Genomic DNA, 19,314 nt, shown 5'->3' on the forward strand with positions numbered 1-19,314 from the left:
ATCGCGAGCGGGGTGTTCGGGTGCGCCCATCGTCCCGCTCGCCCCCACCGGCGTCCACCACACCCGACGGGAAGGGGGAGTCTTCCCAGAGGTCGCTTCCCGGACGTCTCTTCCCCGAGGAGTCGGTACGAGGGGGGCGACACGCCCCGCCTGGCCGCCGCCTCGGGCATAGCCTCGTGGGATGGAGCAGTCGACGTCCTCAGCCGTGCCCGGGAACGACCCGGAGCACGAGGTGCCGATCGACGCGCCGGAGGCCGGCGAGGAGCAGGCCGAGCACTCCGCGCCCGAGGACCAGCAGCCGCAGCAGCGCGAGCAGCGCCGGCAGCCGCGCTCCGAGGGCGCGCCCGGTGCGCGTCCCGTCGATCGGGGCGCTCTGAGCGAGACCGGCCAGTACCACACCGGCGAGGCGCTGCGTCTGCCGCGCCGCAAGCCCGAGTTCGACGACGTGGAGCCGATGCTCGAGCGCGTCGAGAAGCTCGCGCGCCGCTGGCTCATCCGCAGCCGCGCCTTCGAGGCCGACCCCGCCGCCCGCCGCCTGGCCGGCGTGCTGCAGGACCTGAACGGACTCGACTTCACAGCCGGCTTCGTCGACGGCGTGGCCCGACCGGAGGACCTCTCGGTCGCCGCCGAGAACCTCGCGGCGCTCACCCCCAAGACCCCCGCCTTCCTCCCTCCGTACCTCCGCGCGGCGGTCGCCACGGGCGGTGCCGTGGGCCCCGTCCTGCCCTGGATCGTCGTCCCGGCGGCCCGGCGCGTGCTGCGGCAGCTGGTCGGCCACCTGGTGGTCGACGCCTCCGACGCCCGCCTCGGCTCGGCGATCGCGTCGCTGCGCGAGGGCGGCGACCGGCTGAACCTCAACCTCCTCGGCGAGGCCGTGCTCGGCGAGCGCGAGGCGCTGCGGCGGCTGGAGGGGACGAGGGTGCTCCTCGAGCGCCCCGACGTCGACTACGTCAGCATCAAGGTCTCGAGCATCGCGAGCCAGCTCTCGATGTGGGCCTTCGACGAGGCGGTCGAGCGGATCGTCGAGCGGCTCACTCCGCTCTACGAGACGGCGGCGATGAGCCCGACCCCCAAGTTCATCAACCTCGACATGGAGGAGTACCGCGACCTCGACCTCACGGTCGCCGTCTTCCGCCGCCTCCTCGACCACCCGAACCTGCTCGAGCTGGAGGCCGGCATCGTGCTGCAGGCCTACCTGCCCGACGCCCTGGGCGTGCTGCAGGACCTGACCGCCTGGGCGACCGGGCGCCGCGCGCGCGGCGGGGCGCGGATCAAGGTGCGCGTGGTGAAGGGCGCGAACCTCGCCATGGAGCGGGTGGACGCCGCGATCCACGACTGGCCGGTCGCGACCGTCGGGAGCAAGGCCGAGGCCGACACCAACTACAAGCGCCTGCTCGACTGGGCGTTCGACCCGGCGCGCACCGACGCCGTGCGGATCGGGGTCGCCGGCCACAATCTGTTCGACGTCGCCCACGCCTGGATCCTCGCGAACGAGCGGGGCGTGGTCGAGGCGGTCGACATCGAGATGCTCCTCGGCATGGCGACCGGGCTCGCGCGGGCGATCCGGGAGGACGTCGGGCAGCTGCTCCTCTACACGCCCGTGGTGCACCCGCGCGAGTTCGACGTGGCGATCTCGTACCTGATGCGGCGCCTGGAGGAGAACGCGAGCCCCGAGAACTTCCTGTCGGCCGTCTTCGAGCTCGAGGACGAGAGCGTCTTCCAGCGCGAGCTGGAGCGGTTCCGGCTCTCGCTCGAGGCGCTCGACGACCGCCTGCCGGCGCCGAACCGCACGCAGGACAGGCTGCGCGAGTGGTCGTCGGGATCGGGTCGGCGCCTCGTGCAGGAGCACGCGCGCGCCGGCGAGCACTCCGTCGACCCCGCGGCCGCCGGGCTCACCGAGGCGGTCCTCGGGCTCAGCCGCGGCTCCGGAGCGGCCGCGGCGACCGCCGGGTTCCGCAACGAGCCGGACACCGACCCGTCTCTGCCCGGCAACCGCCGCTGGGCGCGCCTGATCACCGGGCGGCTCGCCACCTCCACGATCGGCACCGCCACGGCCGACGCCGCGCGGATCACGACTCCGGAGGCGCTGCAGGAGCTGCTGCGCACCGTCGAACGGCGGGCTCAGCGATGGGGCGAGCGGCTGGGCTACGACCGCGCGGCGATCCTCGACCGCGCCGGGCTCGCGCTCGCCGCGAACCGCGACCGGCTCCTCGAGGTGATGGCCTCCGAGACCGGCAAGACCATCGCCGAGGGCGATCCCGAGGTCTCCGAGGCGATCGACTTCGCCCACTACTACGCCACCCGCGCGCGCGAGCTCGACGCGGTGACGGGCGCCACCTTCGTGCCGGCCCGCGTCACGGTCGTCGCTCCGCCGTGGAACTTCCCGGTCGCGATCCCCGCCGGCTCGGTGCTCGCGGCGCTCGCCGCGGGATCCGGAGTCGTGCTGAAGCCCGCCCCGCAGGCGCGGCGCTCGGCGGCGGTGCTCGCCGAGGCGCTCTGGGACGCCGGCGTCCCGCAGGACCTCCTCGCCCTGGTCGACCTCGACGAGGAGTCCCTGGGCCGCGCGCTGATCACGGATCCGCTCGTCGACCGCGTGATCCTCACGGGCTCGTACGACACCGCCAAGCTCTTCCGCTCGTGGCGGCCGGACCTGCCCCTGGTCGCCGAGACGAGCGGGAAGAACGCGATCGTGGTGACGCCCCACGCGGACTACGACCTCGCAGTGGCCGACATCGTGAAGAGCGCATTCGGGCACGCCGGGCAGAAGTGCTCGGCCGCGTCGCTGGTGATCCTCGTCGGGTCGGTCGCCCGCTCGAAGCGGTTCCGCGCTCAGCTCGTGGACGCCGTCACCTCGCTGCGCGTGGGGTACCCCGAGGACCCGGCCTCCGTCATGGGACCGCTGATCGAGAAGCCGACCGGCAAGCTCGCGCACGCCCTCACCACGCTCGGTGCGGGGGAGTCGTGGCTCGTCGAGCCGCGGCAGCTGGACGACAGCGGTCGGCTCTGGTCGCCGGGAGTCCGCGAGGGGGTGACCGAGGACAGCTACTTCCACCTCACCGAGTTCTTCGGTCCCGTCCTCGGGATCATGCACGCGGCCACCCTCGAGGACGCGATCCGGATCCAGAACGGCACCGACTACGGGCTGACCGCCGGGCTGCACTCGCTGCACGCCGACGAGCTCGCCGTGTGGCTCGACTCCGTCGAGGCCGGCAACCTGTACGTCAACCGCGGCATCACCGGCGCGATCGTGCGCCGGCAGCCGTTCGGCGGCTGGAAGCGCTCGTCGGTCGGCGGCGGCGCGAAGGCGGGCGGCCCGAACCACCTGATCGGCCTGGGCTCGTGGAAGCCGTCGCCCGCCCGCCCGTCGTCGACGCTGCACCTGCGAGGCCTCGACGACCGGGCCCGCCAGTTCATCGAGGCGGCGCAGTCGTCGCTGCAGTTCGAGCAGTTCGACCTGCTCCGCCGCTCCGCGCTCTCGGACCAGCTCGCCTGGGCGACCGAGTTCGGAGTGGTGACCGACATCTCGAAGGTCGGCGTCGAGCGCAACCTGTTCCGCTACCTGCGGGTGCCGATCGCGCTGCGCCTGGCCGACGGGGGCGACCTGGGGGAGCTGCTCCGCGTCATCGCCGCGGGTCTGCTCACCCGGTCGAGGATGGACGTCTCGACGTCGATCCCGCTGCCGCCGCGGGTGCTCGAGATCCTCGCGGGCGACGAGCTCGCCGAGATGGCGGGGCTCGTGCCCAAGGTGGTCGTCGAGTCGGACGCGCAGTGGCTCGAGCGGGCGGCGGCCGGGCGCATCACCGCGTCGCGCATCCGCATCGTCGGCGACATCGTCTCGGACCGGGTCGACGAGTACGCCGGCCCCGGGGGCGGCGCCGCGGCGTCGCCCGGATTCGACGGCGAGGAGGCGCTCGCCGCCCGCAGCGCGACGCGGTCCTTCACCGACGTGGTCACCGGCATCACCCGCGGCAGCACCGGCAAGCCGATCCCGCTGCAGCGCGCCGACGGGTCGCGGATCCCTCTCGCCTCCGCGCTCGCGGAGGCCCTCGGCGGGTCGCCGGACGTCGCGATCCACGCGAACCCCGTCACCCCGGCCGGCCGCGTCGAGCTGCTGCCCTTCCTGCGCGAGCAGGCCGTCTCGATCACCAACCACCGGTTCGGCACGCCGATCGCGCTCTCGGACGACGTGATCTGAGCGGACGGTCCGGGCGCGGTGACCCGACAAAAGGTTGTCGCTGCAACGAAAGGTGTAGGGTGACGTCATGCCTCCCGGATCCCCGACGCCCGCTGCAACGCCGACGCCCGACGGATCCCCGAGCGAGCCCCGGTGGCTCACGCCCGAGCAGCTGGGTGCGTGGATCCGCTTCATCGCGGTCGTCGAGCTGCTCCCGGGCGCGCTCGACCAGCAGCTCCAGCGCGACGCCGGCCTCACCCACTTCGAGTACATGACCCTCGCGATGCTCTCGGAGGCGCCCGACCGGACGCTGCGGATGACCACGCTCGCGACCCGCACGAACGCGACGCTGCCGCGGCTGTCGCACGTCGTCACCCGGCTCGTCGCGCGCGGCTACCTCGAGCGGCGGCCGTGCCCGACGGACGGGCGGGCGACCAACGCCGTCCTCACCGAGGAGGGGCTGGCGAAGCTCGTCGCGACCGCTCCCGGCCACGTGGCCACGGTGCTCGCCGACGTGATCGACCCGCTCGACGCCGAGCAGATCCCGCAGCTCGCCGACATCATGGCGCGCATGCTGACCCGTCTGGATCCCGACGGGCGCATGACGGTCGACGCCGTCCGCTCGGCGCTCGGTCCCTCTGCTGAGGACCCCGATGGAAACCGGTCCGCCCGGGAGTAGCTTCCCGTCATGCGCTTCTCGACGACGATGCACCAGGTCGGCCGCACCACCGGGATCGAGGTCCCGCCCGAGGTGATCGCCGCCCTGGGCGGCACCCACGTCACCGCGATCGAGGGGGCGGAGGCCGACGCCACCCGCGCGCGGCGCGTCGCGGGCGTCGTCGAGAAGCTCGCCGTCCCCCTCCCTCCTCCTCAGGGATGACTCCGCGGCGCCGCCTGCCGAGTCCCGCACTCCACGCGCCGGAGCCTGGATAAGGTTCACCTCAGTGCCCCACGGGGGGAGCACGCGAGCGCGGTGCGCGGAGTCGGGGGACGAGATGAGTGCGGTTCGACGTTGGGTGTTCCCGATCGTGTGGATGGTGATCATCGGAGCGGCGAGCATCGCGCTCGTCAAGATCGCCTTCTTCCCGGACAGTGCGGCCGAGGCCGATCCGACCGTCCCGTCCGGCGAGCTCACCGAGCCGGTCGTGACCGTCGCCCGCGGCACCATCACCAACGACCTCACCCTGCAGGGCTCCGTCGCCGCCGACCCGGCCGTGCCGCTCAAGGCCACCGCCGTCGGCACCGTCGACGACGTGTACATCGAGCAGGGCGCGACGGTCGCCGAGGGCGACCTCGTCTACGACATCCGCGTCGAGACCGTGCGCGACCCGGTCGAGACCACCGCGGCCGACGGCACCGTGAGCGTCTCGCAGCCGCCCCCGGCGGTGCGCTTCGAGCGCGTGTACGCCGAGGCCGACGGCGTGCTCAGCGCCCTCGGCGTCATCCACGACCAGGCCGTGACGGTCGGGGAGGTGACCGGCCAGGTCGCTCCGCCCCGCTTCTCCGTCACGGGATCGATCGACGCTCAGCAGCTCTACCGGATCCAGGACCGCCCCACCGAGGCGCAGGTCTCGATCACCGGAGGCCCGGCCGCGTTCACCTGCACCGGCCTCGCGATCACCACGCCGCTCGCGGGCGAGGGCACCGGAGAGGCGGCGGGCGGCGAGGCGGCTCCGACCGGCTCCGGCACGAGCTTCCGCTGCCAGGTGCCCGCAGAGGTCACCGTGTTCCCCGGCCTCGCCGCTACCGTCACGCTGGCCGGCGGCCTGGCCGAGAACGTCCTGGTGGTGCCGACGACCGCCGTCGAGGGCACTGCCGAATCGGGAGTCGTCTTCCGGCTCGCCGAGGACGGCTCGACCGAGGAGGTCCCGGTGACGCTCGGGCTCACCGACGGCTCGAGCGTCGAGATCACGGGAGGCGTGGACGAGGGCGCGGAGCTGTTGCAGTTCGTGCCGGGGGCCACCGCGAACGACGCCGCCGTCGAGGGCGGCGAGTGCGTGCAGAACCCCGACGGCTCGGTGTTCTGCCCGTGACGATCCTCCGGCTCGAGGGGATCCGGAAGGTCGTCCCGCTGCCCGACGCGCCCCCGCTGACGATCCTCGACGGCGTCGACCTCGAGGTGGGGGAGGGCGATCACGTCTCGGTCGTCGGCCGCAGCGGCTCCGGCAAGTCCACGCTCCTGAACATCCTCGGCCTGATCGACGAGCCGACCGAGGGGCGGATGCTGCTCGAGGGGCGGCCGACCGAGACCCTGTCCTCGCGGGCGCGGGCGCGGATCCGCGGCGGCAGCATCGGCTTCATCTTCCAGCAGTTCAACCTGCTCGACGGCCGCACCGCCCGGGAGAACGTGATGACCCCGCTGCTCTACGCCTCCGGACGCGAGTTCTGGCGCCGCCGCGAGATCGCGGCCGAGATGCTCGAGCGCGTGGGCCTCGGGCACCGCGTCGACTCCTCGCCCGGGCGGATGTCCGGCGGCGAGCAGCAGCGCATCGCGATCGCGCGCGCACTGGTGCGCCGTCCGCGGCTGATCCTGGCCGACGAGCCCACCGGCGCACTCGACACCGACACGGGGGAGACCGTGATGAGCCTGCTCGACGAGATCGCCCGCGAATCGGGCTCGGCTCTCGTGACCATCACGCACGACCCGGCGATCGCCTCCCGCGCCGAGCGGCACTACCGGCTCGACCGCGGCCGGCTGGACACGGCGTCCTCGGCGGGGACGCTGCACGACCGGTCACCCGCGCACGCCGCGCCCGCGGCCGACCCCGAGGGCGCGCTCTGATGGGCGGCCTGGTCGGCATCGCCGGCGCGATCGTCGAGGCGTGGACCGAGCTGCGCATCCACCGCGGCCGCGTGCTGCTCTCGCTCATCGGAGTGGCGGTCGCCGTCGCGGCGCTCACCGGAGTCGTCGCAGCCGGCGGCATCGCCCGCCAGGCGAGCATCGAGCAGGCCGAGCGCTCGAGCGGGCGCCCCGCCAGCCTCTACGTCAGCGCCTACACGACGAGCGGCGACGGCGTCGTCGACCCCGCGGCGCTCCAGACGGCGTGGGAGACGGTGCTCGAGCGCTACGGCATCACGTACGCGAGCCGCACGACCTACGGATCCGCGCGCGTGCAGTTCGCGGACGGAGCCGTGGACGTGCCCGTCACGGCGGTCGACCAGCCGTACGCCGAGATGCACCGCCTCGAGGTCGAGGAGGGCAGCTGGTTCACCGAGCGCGACGAGCTCCGACTCGCTCCCGCCGTCGTCGTGAGCGAGATCTTCTGGGACCGCCTCGGGCGACCCGACCTCGCCGCGCACCCCACGGTCACCCTGCTGGGTGCCGAGCGCTACACGACCGCGGTCGTGGTGGGGGTGACCCCGGTGACCCAGTGGGAGACCGAGCCCACGATGATGATGCTCGCCGACGGGTACGCGGGCGTCGCCGAGGAGCCCGCCGTCGAGGACCCGTTCGGCGGCGGAGCGATCCCGAACTACGAGATGTGGGTGCCGCTGGACATCGCGGAGCCGCTCGCCCAGGCGGTGCAGCGCGACATCGCGGCCGCACTGGGCCCGGGGATCGACGCCGACGTGAGCCGCCAGGACTACCTGACGTACGACTCGGATCCGTTCGGGGTGCTGACCTGGGTGATCGGCGGCGTCGCCGGACTGGTGCTCGCCCTCGGGGCGCTCGGGCTCCTCAACATCGCCCTCGTCACGGTGCGGCAGCGCATCCGCGAGATCGGGATCCGGCGCAGCTTCGGCGCCTCCTCCGGCCGCATCTTCTTCTCGATCATGATGGAGAGCGTGGTCGCGACGGTGGTCGCCGGCGTCGTCGGGGTGGCGATCGCTGTGATCCTCGTCACGAACCCGATCACCGTCGGCTTCATCCAGCAGAACGGCATCGAGGACATCCCGCCGTTCCCGGCGGAGGCGGCACTGCTCGGTCTCGGCGCGGCGACCCTCGTCGGGGCGCTGGCCGGTCTCGTCCCGGCGATCGTGGCCGTCCGGGTCAAGGTCATCGACGCGATCCGGTACTGACGTGCGGGGGCGAGCGCGGCGGGCGGCGGCGGGTCTGCTCGCGGCGGTGGTCCTCGCCCTCGTGGGCTGCACGGCGCCGCCCACGGGCTCCCAGGACGCGCTGGACGCGCTGGCGGAGCGCGTCGGCGCGGTGGAGGGTGTCGACTCCGTCACGAGCTCGCTCGACCAGGCGGACGTCAAGGACCGCCCGGACGAGTGGATCGCCGTCGTCGAGGTCGGCGCCGGAGGCAGCGACCTCCGGACCGCCTCGGCGGTGCAGGTCGCGCTCGGCGCGGGGGTCGTCGGAGCGGACCTGCGGGTGAGCATGAGCGTCGGTGCGGGGGAGGGCCTCGCCCCCGTGCACCTCGATCCTCGCCGCAGGGCGGGACGTCGCTCTCGCGGAGGACCTCCGCTCGCTGCCGGTCGTCGACCGGGTCGACCTGGTCTCGGGACGGACCGCGTCGCTCACGGCGGACGCGGACCTCGCCGATGCCGTCCCCGTCATCCGTCCGCTCGCCCCGCTCCCGGACGAGCGCGGCGCGCTCTCGCTCTCGACCGGGACGAGCCTGATCGGAGTCGACGGCACGCGTCCCGGCGCGGCCCTGCTCGCGCGCCTCGACCGGCTCGACGAGGACCCCGGGATCGACGAGGTGCGGACGGGCACCGGTGCTCCCCTGGCGCTCCGGGCCTCGGTCGACGTCGTCGCGGAGGACGTCCCGGCGGTCGCCGCGCTGCTCGCTGCCACGCCGGACGAGGCCGCCGACGCGGGCACGCACCCGCGGACCGCCTTCACCGTCTCGGCGCCCGGGTACGGCGGGACGACGAGCGGGTTCCTGGGGCTCCCGCTCGGCTCCGCGGAGCCGGACGATCTCTCGCGGGCGGGGGAGCCGCCGGTGGATCCCTCGGAGACGGCCGAGAGGATCGCGGTGGGCGAGGCGGGCGTGCGCGCGGTCCTCGAGTCCGCCGCCGCCGCGACCGGCGTCGCCGCCGAGGTCGCCGTGCGTGTCGAGGAGTGCCCCGACGGGCGGGGGACGCGGGTGGCGGGCGGTGCGGTGGTACCCGTCTTCACGGTGTTCGACAGCCCGCAGGAGCCCTTCGACGCGATCGTCGCGCAGTGGGCCGAGGCGGGCTTCGAACAGGTCGACCGGACGATGGGCCGCGACTACTGGGCCTCGAAGGCGCGGCGTGAGGACTCCGTCGACTCGGTGAGCATCCGCGGCACCCAGGAGGGGCTGAGTCTCACCGCGACCGCGGAGTGCGTGCGGCCGTGACGCGCAGCGCCGCAGGCTAGGGCGCCGTCGAGCGCCGCACGACGAGCTCGGGCTGGAACACGGTCTGCCGGGGGATCAGCTCGGGGTCGGCGGCCTCCTCGAGCAGCACCCGCAGCGCTGTGCGCCCGATCGTGGTGCTCGGCTGGCGCATCGACGAGAGCGGCACGGCGGCGGCGGCGGCGAAGGCGATGTCGTCGAAGCCGATCAACGCGATCTCGTCGGGCACCAGCATCCGCCCGTTCGCGGCCAGCGACTGCAGCAGCCCGAGGGCGAGGAGGTCGTTCGCGGCGAAGACGGCGTCGGGGCGCTCGCGGCGGGGCCGGGACGCCAGGCGCTCGCCCGCCGCGACCCCCTCGGCCACGGTGAGCGCCGAGGTGGCGACCACCTCGATGTCGACGGGGGTCTCGCTGTCCTCCGCGGCGACCCGCGCTCCCGCCAGCCGGTCGACGACCTGGCGGATCTCGAACGGGCCGCCGACGAAGGCGAGGCGCCGCCGGCCGGTGGCGATGAGGTGGTCGACGGCCATCCGCCCACCGGCGACGTTGTCGACCGAGACCGAGCTGAAGCGCCCGTCGCCGCTGAAGCGGTCGACGAGCACGGCGGGGATGCCGCGCTCGCGCAGGCGCTCGAGCCGACGGGTGATGTCTCCGTGCGGGGAGACGAGCACGCCGCGCACCTGCTGCTCCTCGAACAGGTCGAGGTAGTGCCGCTCGCGGGCGACGTCCTGGTCGGTGTTGCCGTGCAGCACAGCGATGCCGTGGCGGGACGCCTCGTCGACGGCCCCGTGGACCACGTCGCCGAAGAACGGGTTGCGGCCGTCGAGCACGACGAAGCCGACGGTCGAGCTGACGCCGTTGCGGAGCTTGCGGGCCGCGTCGTTGCGCACGTAGCCGAGCTCCTCGATCGCGGAGTTCACCCGCACGAGGTTCTCGGCCGAGACCTCGTCCGGGCGGTTGAGCACGTTCGAGACCGTGCCCACCGAGACGCCGGCGTGCTGCGCCACGTCGCGGATGCTCGCTGCCACTGTTCCCCTCCGTCACGACCGCGCAACGAGCGGCACTGCTCGTCTTGACCGACCCGGTCGTCGTCCCTAGAGTATGCCTGAACAGCGGATGAATCGATTCAGGTTCTGACGTCCCCGTCCTCCGCGGCGGCAATCCGCCACTCCGCTCGCCCCACACCCCCCTGCCCTCGACGAGGAGGCACCTCCGTGACAGACACCGCGCCCGCCCCGGCGCTCGAGCTCGCCCGGGTGGTGAAGTCCTTCGGCGCCGTCGTCGCGCTGCGCTCGGGCACCCTGACCCTGCACTCGGGCTCCATCCACGCGCTGATCGGCGAGAACGGCGCGGGCAAGTCGACGCTCGTGAAGATCATCGCCGGGGTCCACCGCCGCGACGCGGGGGAGTTCCTGCTCCACGGCCGCGACGTCGACTTCACCTCGACCGCGCAGTCCAAGGCCGCCGGCGTCGCCGTGATCTACCAGGAGCCGACGCTCTTCCCCGACCTCTCGGTCACCGAGAACATCTTCATGGGCCGCCAGCCCACCGACCGCTTCGGTCGGATCGACCGCCGGGCCATGCGCGCCGAGGTCGAGCAGCTCATGCGCCGGCTCGGCGTGGCGATCGATCCGGAGCGGCCCGCCGAGGGCCTCTCGATCGCCGACCAGCAGATCATCGAGATCGCGAAGGCCATCTCGCTCGACGCCTCCGTCCTGGTGATGGACGAGCCGACGGCCGCCCTCTCGGGCGTCGAGGTCGAGCGCCTCTTCGCCGTGGCGCGGAGCCTGCGCGACGAGGGCCGGGCGCTGGTGTTCATCTCGCACCGCTTCGACGAGGTCTTCGCCCTCTGCGACACGATCACCGTGATGCGCGACGGCTCGTACATCGCGACGACGCCGACCACCGAGGCCACGATCGACGGGATCGTGCGCCAGATGGTGGGCCGCGACGTGACCGAACTGTTCCCGAAGCAGCCGGCCGAGATCGGCGAGGTCGTCCTCGCGGTCCAGGGCCTCACCCAGCCGGGCGTCTTCCACGACATCTCGTTCACCGTGCGCGCGGGCGAGATCGTCGGTCTCGCCGGGCTCGTGGGCGCCGGTCGCAGCGAGGTCGCCCGGGCGGTCTTCGGAGTGGACCCGTACCAGAGCGGCACCGTCACGCTGAACGGGGCCCCGCTGCCCCGGCGCGACCCGGCCGGTGCGATGCGCGCCGGGGTCGCCCTCGTGCCCGAGGACCGCCGCAAGCAGGGCCTGGTGCTCGACGCCTCCGTCTCGAACAACATCACCACGGCGATCCGCCGCGGCCTGACGAAGGGCGGCCTGCTCACCCGCGGAGCCGAGAACTCGGCGGCGCGGATCTGGGCCGGGCGCCTCGAGGTGAAGACCAACGCGCTCGACACGGTCGCCGGCACCCTCTCGGGCGGCAACCAGCAGAAGGTCGTCCTGGGCAAGTGGCTCGCCACGAACCCGAAGGTGCTGATCATCGACGAGCCCACCCGCGGCATCGACGTCGGCACCAAGTCCGAGGTGCACCGGCTGCTCTCGCAGCTCGCGGGCGAGGGCATGGCGATCCTCATGATCTCCTCCGAGCTGCCCGAGGTGCTGGGCATGGCCGACCGCGTCCTGGTGATGCGCGAGGGCCGCCTGACCGGCGAGCTGCCGCGCGCCGAGGCGACCAGCGAGGCCGTCATGCTCGCCGCGACCGGCGGCACCGGCGCGATCGCCGCCGATCCGACCGCCGCGGGCACGTCCGCCCGCGGCACCGAAGGGAGCGCCGCATGAGCGCCGCCACGACCACCGGACCGCGGACGGGCCGGCCGACGCCCTCCTCGGGCGGACTCTCCCGCGGACTCCGCGGCTTCGCGACGGCGCGCGAGACGAGCATCCTGCTCGCCATCGTGCTGCTCGTCGCGGTGACGACGGTGAAGAACCCGTCCTTCCTCTTCTCGCCCGACGGCTGGCGCGACCTGCTGCTGACGCCGTCGATCCTGGTGCTCGTGGCCGTGGGCCAGGCGATCGTGGTGATCACCCGCAGCGTCGACCTCTCGGTCGGCTCGATCCTCGGGCTCACCGCGTACCTCACCGGCCGGCTCTTCCTCGACGTGCCGGGTCTGCCGATCATCGTCGTCTTCGTCGCGGGGATCCTCTTCGGGTCGCTGCTGGGCCTCGTCAACGGCGCGCTGGTCGCCTTCGCGAAGGTGCCCGCGCTGGTCATCACCCTCGGCACGCTGTACGCCTACCGCGGCATCAACGTGGCCTGGGCGGGCAGCGACCGCGTGAACGCCTCCGACATGCCGAAGGACTTCCTGGCGCTGGGCACGGGGCAGATCCTCACCATCCCGATCCTCACGATCATCGCGCTCGTGGTGCTGGTCGTCGCCGGGTACTGCATGCGCAACCTGCGGGCGGGGCGCGAGTTCTACGCCATCGGCTCCGAGCCGGACGCGGCCCGCCTCTACGGCCTGCCGGTCACCCGGCGGATCCTCACCGCCTTCGTGCTGAGCGGCGCGCTGACCGGTCTCGCCGGCGTGCTGTACGCGGCCCGCTACGGCACCGTCAACTCGCAGGCCGGCTCCGGCTGGGAGCTCGACGCCGTGGGCGCGGCGGTCATCGGAGGCGTCGCGATCTTCGGCGGCTCCGGAACGGTCTGGGGGGCGGCGCTCGGCGCGGTCCTGCTCCTGACCATCAACCGGGCCCTCCCGATCCTGGGCGTGCAGGACTTCTGGCAGCGCGCCGTCGTCGGCGTCCTCATCATCGGCGCGATCGTGCTCGACCGCGTCCTCTCGATCCGGCAGTCCCGCCGGCTCCTGGCAGAAAGGGACGACGCGCGATGAGCTCTCTCTCGACCGAGACGACCGCCGTGCGCACGGCGCGGACCTACCGCGACTACGGTCACGGATCCCTCCGCCGCATCCTGCTCACCCGCGAGACCGCGATCATCGCGCTGCTGGTGCTCGTGGTGCTCGTCGCCTCCGCCACCGTGCGGAACTTCGACCGCCCGATCACGGTGACCTACCTCCTCCTGGACATCGCCCCCGTGCTGCTGATCGCCCTGCCGATGACGCTGATCATCGTGACGGGCGAGATCGACCTCTCCGTCGCCTCGACGGTCGGGCTGGCGAGCGTGCTGACCGGCATCCTCACCCAGGCGGGCGCTCCGTTCGCGGTGGCCGCGCTCGTAGCTCTGCTGGCGGGCGCCGTGGGAGGAGCGCTGAACGGGTTCCTGATCACGGTGGTCGGCCTGCCGTCGCTGGCTGTGACCATCGGCACGCTCGCGCTGTACCGCGGGCTCGCCGTCGGACTGCTGGGGACCACGGCGGTCACCGACTTCCCCGAGTTCTGGACCGACCTCGCGACGTCCAAGATCGGCGACTCCCCGATCCCGACGATCGTCGTGCCGATCGTGATCCTGGCGATCGTGTTCGCGGTGCTGCTGCACTTCACGTCCTTCGGCCGCGGGATCTACGCGATCGGCCTGAACGACGAGGCCTCGACCTTCTCGGGCGTGAACGTGAACCGGACGAAGTTCGTCCTGTTCCTGCTCTCGGGCGTGGTGTCGGCGTTCGCCGGCGTCTACTTCACCCTGCGCTACGGCTCGGCTCGCGGCGACAACGCGACGGGCCTCGAGCTCCAGGTGATCGCCGCGGTGCTGCTCGGCGGGGTCTCGATCTTCGGCGGTCGCGGTGCTCTGCACGGAGTCCTCGCCGGCGTCGTGCTGATCGGGATCCTCGCCAGCGCACTGCGACTGGCCAACGTCACCTCCGACGTCATCAACATCATCACCGGAGTGCTCCTCGTGCTCTCGGTGGTGTCCACCAGCCTCCTCGGCTGGGTGCAGAAGAAGCGCACCCGGCCCGGGACACCCCGATCGGCCCCGGGCCCGCGCCCGTGACCGATCCGCACCGACAGCACCTCCCGCACCGGGCCGGCGGAGGCCGGACCCGCACTCCGATCGAAAGGACGAAACGATGACGTTTCCCACGAAGGGCCGCGCGCTCCGGCGCCTGGGCTCCGTGACAGCAGCGGCGGTGGCGTTCGCGCTCGTCGCGACCGGCTGCTCCGCCGGCGGCTCCGACTCCGGCTCCGGCTCCGAGGGTGGAGGCGACGCGAACTACGCGATCACCTTCCTCCCCAAGAACCTCGGCAACGCGTACTTCGACACCTCCGACGCCGGAGGCGAGAAGGCGATCGAGGAGTTCGGCGGCACGTACGCCGAGGTCGGGCCGTCGGAGGCGACCCCCGACGCGCAGGTCTCCTACATCAACACGCTCACGCAGCAGGGCGCCGGAGCGATCGTGCTCTCGGCGAACGACCCGAAGGCGATCTGCGATGCGCTGAACGAGGCCCGCGACAACGACGTGAAGGTGGTCACCTTCGACTCCGACACGAACGCCGACTGCCGCGACCTCTACATCAACCAGGCCACCGCCGAGGGGATCGCCAAGGCGCAGGTCGACCTGATCACCGAGCAGATCGGCGACTCCGGCGAGATCGCGATCCTGTCGGCTTCGGCGAACGCCACGAACCAGAACGCGTGGATCGAGCTGATGACCGAGGAGCTCGAGGCGAACCACCCCGACGTGACCCTCGTCGACACCGTCTACGGCGACGACGACGACCAGACCTCGTTCGACAAGACGGCGGCGCTGCTGCAGTCGCACCCCGACCTCAAGGGCATCGTCTCGCCCACGACGGTCGGCATCGCGGCGGCCGCGCGCTACCTCTCGACCTCGGACTACAAGGGGAAGGTCGCGCTGACCGGTCTCGGCACGCCGAACCAGATGCGCGAGTACGTCGAGGACGGCACCGTCACGGCGTTCGCGCTGTGGAACCCGGGAGACCTCGGCTACCTCGCTGCCTACGCCGCGAAGGCCCTGATCGACGGCGACATCACCGGCGAGACCGGCGACTCGTTCGAGGCGGGCGACCTGGGCACGTTCGAGGTGGGCGAGGACGCGACCGTGCTCCTCGGCGACCCGTTCGTGTTCGACGCCGAGAACATCGCGGACTTCGACTTCTGAGTCGCATCTGCACTGCGGGCCCTCGCGATCCTCGGATCGCGGGGGCCCGTTCTCGTCAGCCCAGGTCCGCTCTCGTCAGCCCAACGTGATCAGGAGCTCGTCACCGTCGAGGTCGACCAGGGCGTCGGAGTAGTGCGCGATGCGGGGGAGCCCCTCGGTCGTCGGGCTGTCGTGCCCGCCGACGACGACGACGCGCATCCCGGCGGCGAGCCCCGAGCGGATGCCCGCCTCGGCGTCCTCGAAGACGACGGCGTCCGCGGCTGAGACGCCCAGGCGCTCGGCGGCGGCCAGGTATCCGTCGGGGGCGGGCTTGCCGCGCAGCACGTCGTCTGCCGTGACGACCACGTCGGGGGCGGGCACCCCGGCGGCCGCGAGCCGGCCGGCAGCGAGGGCGGGGCTCGCCGAGGTGACGAGTGCGACGCAGGGGCGGGGCAGCGCCGCGAGGAACGCGACCGCGCCGGGGATCTCGACGGTCCCCTCCGTGTGCTCGAGCTCGTACGCGTTCAGCTCGGCGACGATCGCGGCGACGTCGCTGCCGGGCGGGGCGAAGCGGCGCACGCTGTCCTCGGCGCGCACCCCGTGCACCGAGGCGAGGATCATCGCGCGGTCCAGGCCGAAGCGGTCGGCGAAGTCGCGCCAGATGGTCTCGACGACCGCGGTCGAGTCGACCAGCGTCCCGTCCATGTCGAAGAGGGCGGCGCGGGCGCGGATCAGGTGCGGCATGCGTCCATCCTGGCCCAGGCCGGACGCGGGGCTCAGACCAGCCGGTTCTCGTAGGCGTGCACGACGATCTGCACGCGGCTGCGCAGCCCCAGCTTCACCAGGACGCTGCGCACGTGGGTCTTCACCGTGGCCTCGCTGATGAAGGAGGCGCTCGCGATCGCCGCGTTGCCGAGCCCCTTGGCGACGAGTGCGTAGATCTCCCGCTCGCGCGGGGAGAGCGCGGCGAGCACCTCCTCCGCCCGGCGCTCGCCGTGCGCGCCGGCGAAGCGGCGCACGAGCGCGCCGGCGTCGACGGGCGGGGCGTCGCCGACCGCCACGGCGCGGACCGTCGCGAGCAGCTGCTCCGGAGTCGCGTCCTTGGTGAGGAAGGCGGCGGCGCCCGCGCGGAGCGAGCGGAACACGGCCTCCTCCTGCCGGAAGGTGGTGAGGACGACGACCTGCGGGCCTCCGGTCCGCTCGGCGCCCTCGCCGCCGGTGATGCGCCGCGTGGCCTCGAGGCCGTCGAGCAGCGGCATGCGGATGTCCATGAGCACGACGTCGGGCTGCTCGGCGGCGACCAGCGCCACTCCCGCCTCCCCGTCGGAGGCGGTGCCGGCGACGACGAGATCCGGCTGCGACTCGATCAGCATGCGCAGACCGTGCACGAACAGCTCCTGGTCGTCGACGAGCGCGACGCGGACGGCCGCGCTCATGCGGCGACCCCCTCCGCGAGACCCCGTGCGGTCGCGGTCGTGGGGAGGAACGCGGTGACGAGGAACGAGCCGTCCGGATCCGGGCCGGCGCTCAGCCAGCCGCCCGCCAGCCGGGCGCGGTGCTCCATCCCGGCGAGGCCGAAGCCGCGGTGGGCGGAGCGGGCCGCGGGCACGGCGTCGCCCGGGCGGCTCGAGACGGTGAGCAGGAGCCCGGGTCCGTCCCAGGCGAGGGAGACGGAGGCGACGGGGTCGGTGCCGCCGTGCTTGAGCACGTTCGTCAGGCTCTCCTGCACGATGCGGTGCACGGCGAGCTCCTGCGCGGGGGTGAGACCGCCGCGCTCGCCGAGCTCCCGCAGCTCGACGTGCACCCCCGTGCCCTCGAAGCGGCGGACGAGATCGGCGAGGTCGGACAGTCCGGGCTGGGGCCGGTCGGTCTCGTCGGTGAGCCCCTCGATCAGGCCGCGCAGGTCGACCAGGGCCGACCGGGACGTCTCGGCGATGCGCAGGAGTGAGGAGTCGGTCGACTCGGGATCCGTGCGGCGGAGGAACCGGGAGCCGTCGGCCAGCGCGATCACGACGGCGAGGGAGTGCGCGAGCACGTCGTGCACCTCCTGGGCGATCTCGGTGCGCTCCTTGAGCGCCCGCAGCTCGTAGCCCGCGATGAGGAGCTCGCGCTCGGTGAGCTCGATCCGCTCGTCCGCCGCCTCGTTCCTCGCGGCGAGGCTCAGCGCCGTGCCCGCGCTCCACGAGACCGCCCAGAGCAGGGCGTGCACGGCGGCCAGGCCGCTCGCCCAGCCGAGCGCGAGAGGCGGGTGGTCCCACGTCTCGCCGATGCCGATCCAGCTCAGCCAGCCGCCGGAGTAGACGAGGGAGAAGCCGACGGCCGTCGCCCAGACCGCCCCGGTGAGCAGACCGACCCAGCGGAGCCGGGCGGGTCCGAACCGGGCGACGGCGAAGGCCACCACGAGGGAGCCCTCGAGGATCGGCCAGGTCGTCGATCCGGCGAGCGCGAGACCGGTCAGGTGCACGAGGGGGACCGCGGCCACGAGTCCCAGGGCGAGCGCCGGGCGGGCGATGCACAGCGCGATCGCGATCGCGATGGGCACGAGGACCACGGCGAGGTCGAGCATCTGCCGGGCGGTCGCGAGGCGGCCGATCTCGGCGGACCACCAGAACGCGGCGAACAGCGCGCCGAGCGCCGGTGGAGCGAGCAGGAGGAGGGAGCGGCGGCGGCTGGACATGGCCTCACCGTAGGCGAGCCCCGCGGCCCCGCGACACGATCGCGCGGCGATCTCCTCCCTCGTGATGAGGCGCCGCCTCCGCCCGCTCATCGGCGTCTCATCGGATGCTCGCCGCCCGTGCTCAGGCGCCCCGGGACCGGGCGACGCTACCCTTCAGGAGGAATGCGGGCACGGCGCCCGGAGGGGAGCGGAGAACGCGATGAGCGACGAGAACGAGCGCACGGCGGCCGAGTCGACCGCGGGCGGAGGCGAGGCCGGGGCCTCGTCCGGACCGCGCGCCGGCTGGTACCCCGACCCCGCCGGATCCCCGCGCCAGCGCTGGTGGGACGGTACCGGCTGGACCGAGTCGCTGCGCGACGCTCCAGCCGCGACGCCCGTCGCCCCCGTTCCTCCTGTCGCTCCCGCGGCGCCCGTCGCTCCGCCGGCGCCGCCGCTCTACGGCCAGACCTCCAGCGGGCAGCCGACGAGCTACGGGCAGTCGGCGTCGGGTCGGTCGGCCTCCGGGCCGGCGGCTCCCGGTCCGATCGCTCCCGGTCCGATCGCCCCCGGTGCGGTGCCCGGCCAGCAGGCCCCGCCACAGCCGCAGTACGGCCAGCAGTCTCCGACGCAGCCGCAGTACGGCCAGCAGACCCCGTACGGTCAGCAGAACCCGTACGCCGCGCAGTCCCCGCAGCCCTACGCCTCCGCACCCCGGTCGGCCGCCCCGCAGCCCCGCGACCCGAGCATCGTGAGCTCGACGCCGTGGATCTGGGTCGTCGTCCTGCTTCCGCTGCTCTCGGCGCTCTCGATCCTGCTGCTCCCGCCGGACCTCGTCGTCGAGTCGGCGATGAGCTCGGCCTACGGCCCGACGTCGTCGATGGGCGTGTCGACCGCGTACCTCCTCGGCCTCGGCGCCGTGCAGGTCATCGGCTTCCTGATCTACGCGGCCGAGGTCGTCTTCGCGTTCCTCGACTGGCGCCAGCTCAAGAGGGCGGGGATCCAGCGGCCCTTCCACTGGGCTTGGGCCTTCCTCGCGGCGCCCTACGTCTACGTGATCGGGCGCAGCGTGGTCGTGAAGCGCGTGACCGGCGGCGGGCTGCTGCCGCTGTGGATCCTCCTCGGCGTGATCGCGGTGTCGTTCATCGTCGGGATCGCCTGGGCCGGCGCCCTCCTGTCGGAGATGTCGCAGTCCTTCCCGTCGATGATGTACTGATCCC

16 protein-coding genes are annotated in these 19,314 nt (G+C 73.2%); 12 read left to right on the top strand and 4 right to left on the bottom strand.

The genetic code is table 11. The annotated features are described in order from the left end of the window. Positions 1–454 precede the first annotated feature (454 nt). From AC0CID_RS17225 to AC0CID_RS17255, 7 genes are all read left to right on the top strand, one after another. Positions 455–4,195 (top strand): bifunctional proline dehydrogenase/L-glutamate gamma-semialdehyde dehydrogenase, encoded by a 3,741-nt coding sequence (locus AC0CID_RS17225; protein WP_465228130.1) that lies wholly within the window; start codon positions 455–457, stop codon positions 4,193–4,195. A gap of 67 nt (positions 4,196–4,262) precedes the next feature. Next, the gene (locus AC0CID_RS17230) at positions 4,263–4,853 is read left to right on the top strand and encodes a MarR family winged helix-turn-helix transcriptional regulator (RefSeq protein ID WP_207403059.1); all 591 of its coding nucleotides are present in this window, start codon (positions 4,263–4,265) and stop codon (positions 4,851–4,853) included. A gap of 9 nt (positions 4,854–4,862) precedes the next feature. Beyond that, the gene (locus AC0CID_RS17235) at positions 4,863–5,054 is read left to right on the top strand and encodes a hypothetical protein (RefSeq protein ID WP_207403058.1); all 192 of its coding nucleotides are present in this window, start codon (positions 4,863–4,865) and stop codon (positions 5,052–5,054) included. 154 nt (positions 5,055–5,208) lie between these two features. After that, positions 5,209–6,207: an efflux RND transporter periplasmic adaptor subunit gene (locus AC0CID_RS17240; protein ID WP_465227776.1), complete on the top strand. Its 999-nt coding sequence runs from the start codon at positions 5,209–5,211 to the stop codon at positions 6,205–6,207. Further along, a complete protein-coding gene (locus AC0CID_RS17245; RefSeq protein ID WP_465227777.1) occupies positions 6,204–6,956 on the top strand; it encodes an ABC transporter ATP-binding protein in 753 nt (250 codons plus the stop codon). The genes AC0CID_RS17240 and AC0CID_RS17245 overlap by 4 nt, the downstream gene beginning before the upstream one ends. Next, the gene (locus tag AC0CID_RS17250) at positions 6,956–8,194 is read left to right on the top strand and encodes an ABC transporter permease (RefSeq protein WP_465227778.1); all 1,239 of its coding nucleotides are present in this window, start codon (positions 6,956–6,958) and stop codon (positions 8,192–8,194) included. Before AC0CID_RS17245 ends, AC0CID_RS17250 begins: the two co-directional genes overlap by 1 nt. 314 nt (positions 8,195–8,508) lie before the next feature. Continuing rightward, complete coding sequence (locus AC0CID_RS17255) at positions 8,509–9,444, top strand: hypothetical protein (RefSeq protein WP_465227779.1); 936 nt, start codon at positions 8,509–8,511, stop codon at positions 9,442–9,444. A 16-nt stretch (positions 9,445–9,460) separates the two neighbouring features. Here AC0CID_RS17255 and AC0CID_RS17260 read toward each other — a convergent pair whose 3' ends face one another. Continuing rightward, positions 9,461–10,468 (bottom strand): LacI family DNA-binding transcriptional regulator, encoded by a 1,008-nt coding sequence (locus AC0CID_RS17260; RefSeq protein ID WP_465227780.1) that lies wholly within the window; start codon positions 10,466–10,468, stop codon positions 9,461–9,463. 186 nt (positions 10,469–10,654) lie between these two features. Between AC0CID_RS17260 and AC0CID_RS17265 the strand changes: the two genes are divergently transcribed. The 4 genes from AC0CID_RS17265 to rhaS all read left to right on the top strand — a co-directional run bounded on the left by AC0CID_RS17265 (position 10,655) and on the right by rhaS (position 15,462). Then, positions 10,655–12,223, top strand: coding sequence for a sugar ABC transporter ATP-binding protein (locus AC0CID_RS17265; RefSeq protein WP_207403052.1), 1,569 nt, complete (start codon positions 10,655–10,657; stop codon positions 12,221–12,223). Next, positions 12,220–13,275 carry an ABC transporter permease gene (locus AC0CID_RS17270; RefSeq protein WP_465227781.1) on the top strand — a complete coding sequence of 352 codons (1,056 nt, stop codon included), beginning with the start codon at positions 12,220–12,222 and terminating at the stop codon, positions 13,273–13,275. The genes AC0CID_RS17265 and AC0CID_RS17270 overlap by 4 nt, the downstream gene beginning before the upstream one ends. Next, positions 13,272–14,333: an ABC transporter permease gene (locus AC0CID_RS17275; RefSeq protein WP_465227782.1), complete on the top strand. Its 1,062-nt coding sequence runs from the start codon at positions 13,272–13,274 to the stop codon at positions 14,331–14,333. Before AC0CID_RS17270 ends, AC0CID_RS17275 begins: the two co-directional genes overlap by 4 nt. 76 nt (positions 14,334–14,409) lie before the next feature. Next, positions 14,410–15,462: a rhamnose ABC transporter substrate-binding protein gene (gene rhaS / locus AC0CID_RS17280; RefSeq protein ID WP_207403049.1), complete on the top strand. Its 1,053-nt coding sequence runs from the start codon at positions 14,410–14,412 to the stop codon at positions 15,460–15,462. Positions 15,463–15,537: 75 nt separating this feature from the next. Here the strand turns inward: rhaS and AC0CID_RS17285 are convergent, their stop codons facing one another. Genes AC0CID_RS17285 through AC0CID_RS17295 form a run of 3 tightly spaced genes read right to left on the bottom strand, consistent with a single transcriptional unit; the run spans position 15,538 to position 18,118 of the window. After that, positions 15,538–16,185 carry an HAD-IA family hydrolase gene (locus AC0CID_RS17285; RefSeq protein ID WP_465227783.1) on the bottom strand — a complete coding sequence of 216 codons (648 nt, stop codon included), beginning with the start codon at positions 16,183–16,185 and terminating at the stop codon, positions 15,538–15,540. 32 nt (positions 16,186–16,217) lie between these two features. After that, complete coding sequence (locus AC0CID_RS17290; RefSeq protein WP_465227784.1) at positions 16,218–16,877, bottom strand: response regulator; 660 nt, start codon at positions 16,875–16,877, stop codon at positions 16,218–16,220. Beyond that, positions 16,874–18,118, bottom strand: a complete 1,245-nt coding sequence (locus tag AC0CID_RS17295; RefSeq protein ID WP_465227785.1) for a sensor histidine kinase — start codon at positions 18,116–18,118, stop codon at positions 16,874–16,876. The genes AC0CID_RS17290 and AC0CID_RS17295 overlap by 4 nt, the downstream gene beginning before the upstream one ends. Positions 18,119–18,317: 199 nt before the next feature. Between AC0CID_RS17295 and AC0CID_RS17300 the strand changes: the two genes are divergently transcribed. Then, positions 18,318–19,310, top strand: coding sequence for a DUF2510 domain-containing protein (locus AC0CID_RS17300; protein WP_465227786.1), 993 nt, complete (start codon positions 18,318–18,320; stop codon positions 19,308–19,310). Positions 19,311–19,314: the final 4 nt, after the last annotated feature.

The organism is Rathayibacter sp. AC451, from assembly GCF_979253095.1.

What these genes read in the sequence shown, in the direction of transcription:
- AC0CID_RS17225 (WP_465228130.1), top strand. Translation starts at nt 455, where the DNA reads ATGCTCGAGCGCGTCGAGAAGCTCGCGCGCCGCTGGCTCATCCGCAGC.
- AC0CID_RS17275 (WP_465227782.1), top strand. Translation starts at nt 13,272, where the DNA reads ATGAGCTCTCTCTCGACCGAGACGACCGCCGTGCGCACGGCGCGGACC.
- AC0CID_RS17230 (WP_207403059.1), top strand. Translation starts at nt 4,263, where the DNA reads ATGCCTCCCGGATCCCCGACGCCCGCTGCAACGCCGACGCCCGACGGA.
- AC0CID_RS17250 (WP_465227778.1), top strand. Translation starts at nt 6,956, where the DNA reads ATGGGCGGCCTGGTCGGCATCGCCGGCGCGATCGTCGAGGCGTGGACC.
- AC0CID_RS17285 (WP_465227783.1), bottom strand. Translation starts at nt 16,185, where the DNA reads ATGCCGCACCTGATCCGCGCCCGCGCCGCCCTCTTCGACATGGACGGG.
- AC0CID_RS17235 (WP_207403058.1), top strand. Translation starts at nt 4,863, where the DNA reads ATGCGCTTCTCGACGACGATGCACCAGGTCGGCCGCACCACCGGGATC.
- AC0CID_RS17240 (WP_465227776.1), top strand. Translation starts at nt 5,209, where the DNA reads ATGGTGATCATCGGAGCGGCGAGCATCGCGCTCGTCAAGATCGCCTTC.
- AC0CID_RS17300 (WP_465227786.1), top strand. Translation starts at nt 18,318, where the DNA reads ATGAGCGACGAGAACGAGCGCACGGCGGCCGAGTCGACCGCGGGCGGA.
- rhaS (WP_207403049.1), top strand. Translation starts at nt 14,410, where the DNA reads ATGACGTTTCCCACGAAGGGCCGCGCGCTCCGGCGCCTGGGCTCCGTG.
- AC0CID_RS17295 (WP_465227785.1), bottom strand. Translation starts at nt 18,118, where the DNA reads ATGTCCAGCCGCCGCCGCTCCCTCCTCCTGCTCGCTCCACCGGCGCTC.
- AC0CID_RS17290 (WP_465227784.1), bottom strand. Translation starts at nt 16,877, where the DNA reads ATGAGCGCGGCCGTCCGCGTCGCGCTCGTCGACGACCAGGAGCTGTTC.
- AC0CID_RS17270 (WP_465227781.1), top strand. Translation starts at nt 12,220, where the DNA reads ATGAGCGCCGCCACGACCACCGGACCGCGGACGGGCCGGCCGACGCCC.